The 6,683-nt window shown below is 33.0% G+C and carries 4 protein-coding genes; 3 read left to right on the forward strand and 1 reads right to left on the reverse strand.

What is annotated here, in order from left to right; translation table 11 throughout:
• Positions 1-332: 332 nt before the first annotated feature.
• Positions 333-2,183 (reverse strand): S8 family peptidase, encoded by a 1,851-nt coding sequence (locus tag H280_RS0119600; RefSeq protein WP_020062823.1) that lies wholly within the window; start codon positions 2,181-2,183, stop codon positions 333-335.
• Positions 2,184-2,689: 506 nt separating this feature from the next.
• Here H280_RS0119600 and brnQ point away from each other — a divergent pair.
• The 3 genes from brnQ to H280_RS0119615 form a co-directional block, all read left to right on the forward strand.
• Positions 2,690-4,057, forward strand: coding sequence for a branched-chain amino acid transport system II carrier protein (gene brnQ, locus H280_RS0119605; RefSeq protein ID WP_020062824.1), 1,368 nt, complete (start codon positions 2,690-2,692; stop codon positions 4,055-4,057).
• A 68-nt stretch (positions 4,058-4,125) separates the two neighbouring features.
• On the forward strand, positions 4,126-4,329 hold the full coding sequence (locus H280_RS0119610; RefSeq protein ID WP_020062825.1) for a hypothetical protein: 204 nt from the start codon (positions 4,126-4,128) through the stop codon (positions 4,327-4,329).
• A 182-nt stretch (positions 4,330-4,511) separates the two neighbouring features.
• Positions 4,512-6,683, forward strand: a 2,172-nt coding sequence (locus H280_RS0119615; protein ID WP_020062826.1) for a M60 family metallopeptidase, incomplete at its 3' end; no start/stop codon positions are given.

Here is a 6,683-nt window from a genome sequence, read left to right on the forward strand (position 1 = left end):
TCCTGCCACGTGCAAAGTTTACAACAAAGATAGACAGCAAGTAGCGGCCATGTTTTGTTCTGCATAGCAGCGACTTAGATGTTAAAAAGTCAACTTGTATTTATATATTCTTGTCATTGCACTGGTTCGAAAGGATATAAAATCCTAAATACTGTTTTAAAAGAGAATTTGTATGCTTTCCCAACAGGTAAAAAAATAATTTTAGATTAATAGTGTAAGACTCAAGTAGGAAATCAAAAAGAAGGTATTGAAGTGCCATAAAAAACGCCCCCCAATTATTAGTTGTGTCTAACAATTGGGGGGCGTTCATTTTTGGAGTGTATGCATAAAACCTATTTTACGTTTAATAAATACGACCCATTTTTATTTTCATATTTGTAGACATGCAAATAATATTTTCCTGGTTTTGCATTATATTCACCTTTAATGGTATTATCGTTATTTTTCCCATAGGCTACAATGTTTTCTAGATTTGATTCATGATAAAGTGTCCATGTCATTCCAATTTGTTTTTCATTTACTACGGAAATATCTATATTTTGCGGTGAATTAACTGTAAAAGTATAGATATCTGACTTATCATCGTCGTTAAGATTTCCTTTAATCGTTGTATTGAAATCTATTGGATTTGCCTTTGAATCTTCGTTATTTGGTTCTTTTTCTCTCACGTATTTTGAATCTTCTTCATTTGGTTGAAATCCTAATTTTAATAATATAGCTTTTAAATCTGGTAAAACACCAATTCTATCATAATCTGGTTCTCCAGATTGTGTTCCTGTATTTGGGTTGCTTAAGATGTCTCTTAACTCACTTGGTTTATAAGGTTGACCTAAATGTTCTTTCGCAATACTTTGTAGTGAAACGGCTGCACCAGCAATAATTGGTGAGGCGCTCGATGTACCATTAAAGCTTGACGTATATAAATTTTTAGCACTTTTATTTGGTTCAGCAGAAGTTGTATCTACATTTTGACCCCATCCATATACATCAATCCGACTGCCGTAATTTGAAAACCATGAACGCCCATGAGGAATGGTTGATAAAGCAGCTCCAACCATAATTGCGCCGGAATCTTTAAAGTCTTTGCTATTACGATTTAAGACTTTTTTTCCATCTTTATTTTTAAATTCATCTAAGTCATTCCAACCATTTGCTCCGGCCTCAATGATTACAATCCCTTTATCCGTTCCTGTGCGAATCGCATCAAATACATCTGGTTGCACTTCAACCGGCAAATATTTATCACGATATCCTTCATAAGATGATTGTGCCTCTAACAATAAAACATCACCGGCATGTAGATGATTTACAGCACTTAATATGGCATCCGCTTTGTTATTACTACCGTCATCTCTAATTTGAGATACTACTTTTACTGTGGCTTTTGGTGCAATGCCAATATTGCCGATTTGATTATCTTCCGCAGAAACAATCCCTAGAACTGATGTCCCGTGTCCGGCGTGAGCATCTGTATTTTTTCCGGATATAAGTTCGATATTTTGATTCTTTAAATCTTCATGATCTAATAGCCAACCATACTCCATATCTGTAAATGTTATCCCTTTTCCGTCGCCTCCCTTAATGCTCCATGCATAAGGTGCGTTAATCCCATATGGCGCTTCTTTTAAATATCCTTGGTTTTCAAACCTAGGGTCATCATAAGGGTTAAGAAGTAAGTTTGGCATTTGTACTTCCGGCGGTGTTGAATTTTCCAGTTCTTTTATGTATACATCCTCTATTAAAGACGATTGTTTTAATTTTTCTACTAATACTTCTGCTTGTATATGTTTTGAAGATTGAATTACATAATAATTTAATAGGTTTGAAGGTGAGTTATTATGATCGGATTTCGCATTTTTATTTAAACCTTGAATTTCTTCTGGACTTACAGATGTAAATAAACGAGTTAATGTTAAGTCTGAGAAATCGGAAAAAAAGTTTTCTAGTACTATATCATTTTTTTCCTGTCTGATTCGCTTTTCTATCCCATCCTCATACGGCAAATGAATCTCATTTTTAAACTTTACAATGATTTGCTTTTCTTCTTGTTTTTCTACATTCGCTTCTTTTTTCTGCATTACTGAATCGTTTGAAGCAGCACTCACTATATGAGAAGTTTGTCCTACTCCCGTAAAAGTTGTAATTGCTATTGTAGACGCGAGCATTCCTTTTAAAATTTTCATCCATATTCCCTCTACTTTTTCGTTTTTGAAATATATTCCTACAAAAATATTTAAATTACTATGTAAAAAGCTTTCTACTAGATAAATTATAATAAGATTTTAAAGTTATTTCAATATATTTCCATATGCAATATTGCATATTATTTAAATATATAAATTTTTAATGATAAGGTGGAAATTTATAGAGATTTTAACCTTAGCTTGATGGGCATTTGGGACTACCCCATGTCCATCAACTTACGAGATTTTAATACCCAAAAAACAAAAGTTTGTGCATTTTGCTCGTTTTTATTGGTTTGAAGTAACCCATTCTTTTTAGATTGATAGCGATGAGGCAAGACCCCTATACAATAAAAATAATAGAAAAAATAAATTTACGAAAAATTCATTTTTGTCTTGCATAATAATTTATTTTTGTTATTATCTTTAGTGATTCGACAAAAATTGACTTTTTGTTGTATTGATTGCGGAAAGAATTCAAGATATTCAAATTCGGAGGTTTTTTTGTGTCAAAAAATGTGCAAACTTCACATATTTTTGTGATTGGGCTAATGCTCTTTGCCCTTTTCTTTGGAGCAGGTAATTTAATTTTCCCTGTTATGCTAGGACAAACAGCAGGAAGTAATGTATGGATTGCTAACGCTGGATTTTTAATTACAGGAGTTGGTGTACCACTACTTGGTGTAATAGCATTTGGTGTTTCTGGTAGTGATGACTTACAAGCAATGGCAAGTCGCGTACATCCATGGTTTGCGAGTATATATGCTTTTATTCTGTATTTAGCAATTGGTCCTCTTTTTGCTTTACCGAGAGCAGGAAGCGTATCATTTGAAATAGGCGTAAAACCATTCGTAGGAGAAAGTAGTGGTCATTTCCCTTTAATTATTTTCACTATTGTGTTTTTCGGCATTACTTGTCTACTCTCTTTAAATCCTACAAAGATTGTTGATGTTGTCGGAAAGTTTTTAACCCCGATTAAATTATCATTTATCGGCATTTTAGTTGTTACAGCTGTCATTAAGCCAATTGGTGAATTTGAAGCACCAACATCAGAATTTGTTACAAACTCTTTCTTCAAAGGCTTTCAGAAAGGTTATTTAACAATGGATACTCTCGCAGCATTCGTATTTGGAATTATCATTATTAACGCGATCAAAGCGAAAGGTGTAAGTGACCAAAAAGTTGTTATCAATGTTTGTATAAAAGCATCGCTTATTGCCGCAGTCGTATTAATTTCTGTTTACACTGCACTTGCATTTATGGGCGCTTCTAGTGTTTCTAAATTAGGACATTTAGAAAATGGCGGAGAGGTTTTATCAAAAGTAGCAAATTACTACTTCGGTTCTTTAGGAAATTTATTATTAGGAATGATGATCACTGTAGCTTGTTTAACGACAAGTGTTGGGCTTACTACGGCATGTTCATCCTATTTCCATAAAGTATTTCCACAAATATCATACAAAACATTTGCTGTTATGTTAGCTATTTTCAGTGCTGTCATTGCAAATCTTGGCTTAACAGAGCTGATTGCCATATCTGAACCTGTATTAACAGCGATTTATCCTTTAGCGATCGTGCTAATTTTCTTAACGTTTTTACACCGATTCTTTAAAGGGAAATCAGAAGTATATCAAATGAGTTTGTTGTTCACTTTTATTGTCAGTCTCTTTGATGGACTAAATACTGCAAATCTAAAAGTTGAAGCAATCAATTCTTTATTCTCTCGCATTTTACCTTTATATGATGCAGGACTTGGATGGATCATGCCAGCACTTATCGGAGCTGCATCAGGATATGTAATGAGTTTATTCCGAGTGAAGAATACTTCTAGTGTAGATACATCTCATGAACTTGCACGTAAAAAAACATCCTAGTCAATAGGAAGAAACTGAAAAATCCGACAAACTCTCCTCGTAAATGAAATGAAGCGAGGAGAGTTTTTTTGTATGTTACATATTCTATGAAACAAGTTGAAGAGAATCGAAAGTACTATGGAATGATGTATGATGATTCGCATCATTTAGTAAAGATAGATCAAGTAATGGATTGGAATTTTGTTACAAGACAGTTAGAAGTGTGCTATCCACATCGTATTGGCCACCCAACGAAAGATCCAATTATGTTAGTGAAAATCTCTGTGTTTTAAAAATATATTTATTAGAAGTTACTTCGCACTTCATGGCACAGTAGCTCCTTTTCCCCCTAAAGGTTTTATCGCAATAAAAAGAGCTAAATCTTATATTTGACATGTATCTTATTAAAGTTATAATTATTAAGATTCTTAGTATTAATCTTTGCTAAGATAATAAAAAACGGAGGGAGTACAGCATGAATCGACAAGGTAGTGGGGCTAAAAGTTACAAACTAAGTCGCGTTAAAATTTCTGAATTATTACGCATTTTGATCGCAGTCATGGTAATTATATTGCCACAGCAATTTTATCCAAAAATATCTTATGCGGCGTATGAGGATAAACCGACTAAAAATGAATTACAGGCAACAGATCGGAGGGGAAAATTTGTTTTAAAACCAAGAGGAGATGCGAATGCCAGAAGATCTTTGGAAAATCGTACAATGTATCACACTGATTTAGAACCGACAGGAATTTTTGTTAAAAAAGGAGAACATATTAAAATTCAAGTTCACAATGCTGATAATTCAGCAAAACTGTATGCTACTATCGGCAGAATTGGAACATATGAATATTTAGATGGTAATAAAGACATTGGTTATACTAATTTTGAATTAAAGAGTGGAGATAATGACATTGTTTTTGATAAAGGAGATGGAATGTTATATCTCAAAAATAAATCTGAAACAAATACAATTACAGTTTCAATATGGGGGGGAGAGGATGTACCTAAATTCATTTTAGGGGAAACCACACAAAATGAATGGATAAACATGTTGAAAAAAATGCCAAAGGCTCCGTTCGTTGAACTAATTGGTAAACATGTATTTGGTACATTTCAATATACACTTGCTGCTGAAACGTTAAAAAATAGATCAGTAGAAGATTTATTAGAGTACTGGGACAAGATGTATTTAATTCAAAATGAGGTTTCAGGATTGAATTTGGATGCCAATGGTGTTGCCAAAAAATATGATAATAAAATACACATTGTAAATCCGGATAACGGTGCCGGATACGCTTATGCAACAAGTGAATATATTTGTTTCCAAAAAAATACTGGTGCAGGTAAAGATATTTTGAGTACTCCATCAACTCAACAGCAATGGGGAGTATGGCATGAGATGGGACATACATATCAAAATCCAGATTATAAATGGAGTGGCTTAGGAGAAGTAACTGTTAATATTCCAGCGTTAGTCATTCAAGAAAAATTAGGATTTCCTAATCGCCTGAAAGGTTCAAAAAAAGAAATAAGAGACTTTTTAGAATTAAATGATCCTAATAAAAACTTTGATAATGAGAATGTATGGGTTAAACTTGGAATGTTTGAGCAATTACGCCAAGCATACGGAAATAATTTTTATCCAAAACTTAATCAAGAGTATCGAGTTTTAAAAAATCATAAATTGGATACTGATGATAGTAAAAAGCAATTATTTATTCAAATGGCAAGTAAGGTTACTGATAGGAATTTATTACCTTTCTTTGAAAAATGGGGATTATACGCAAACGATGAAACAAAGAAGATAGTAGAAAAATATCCGAAAATAACACTTCCTATTTGGAAAAATATAATAGAAGAAAATAAAATAGTAGATAGAGAACTCAGTCCGTACATTATTCCAACAGCAAATATAAAAGATATTCCAACAGTATTATTAGGGGAACAAGATGCTTCGCATTTAGATGCCTCTAAATTTTTGACGGATATTCGTAATTTAAACGATGATTCCAATGTTAATATTTCTGTTACCACATCTTCTATTGAAGCTTCTAAGATTGGAAAAAATAAGGGGAATTTATTAATAAAGTTAACAAATACGTATGGAAATAGTAATCTTATAAGTACTCCGGTTAATGTGGAATATGGAGATACACTAGAATTTTTAGGATTGGGATCATATTTAGTAGGAAGCTTAACAGTACATCCTCAAACCAAAAAATTAAGTTTTGTAGGAACAAATGGTTCAGTGCATAGCTATTTTGCAAACAAAGAATATATTGGTGTGGAAATACATGACAAAAATAAAAAACAAAAAGTAAATGTGAAAGTACAAGGACAAGAGAGTACTAAAAATACAATGGAAGGAGCTATTAACGGTTTAACATATGAGGAGGGAGATATAATTCAAATATATCATGCAGAACCTTCGCGACTAAAATATTATTATGGAAATTCAGAAACGACTAAGGAAGGGGATAAAACTTACCTATTCAGAATAAAAAATAATCGATTAGAGCAAATAAAAGCAGAAACAGATTCACCAAGTGCAGGTGAGAAGCCAAATACAGGTGAGAAGCCAAATACAGGTGAGAAGCCAAATACAGGTGAGAAGCCAAATACAGGTGAGAAGCCAAATACAGGT

The organism is Bacillus sp. 123MFChir2 (assembly GCF_000383235.1).
Classification (GTDB): Bacteria; Bacillota; Bacilli; order Bacillales; family Bacillaceae_G; genus Bacillus_A.

Coding starts and splice junctions, on each gene's coding strand:
- H280_RS0119600 (WP_020062823.1), bottom strand. CDS start 2,183: ATGAAAATTTTAAAAGGAATGCTCGCGTCTACAATAGCAATTACAACT.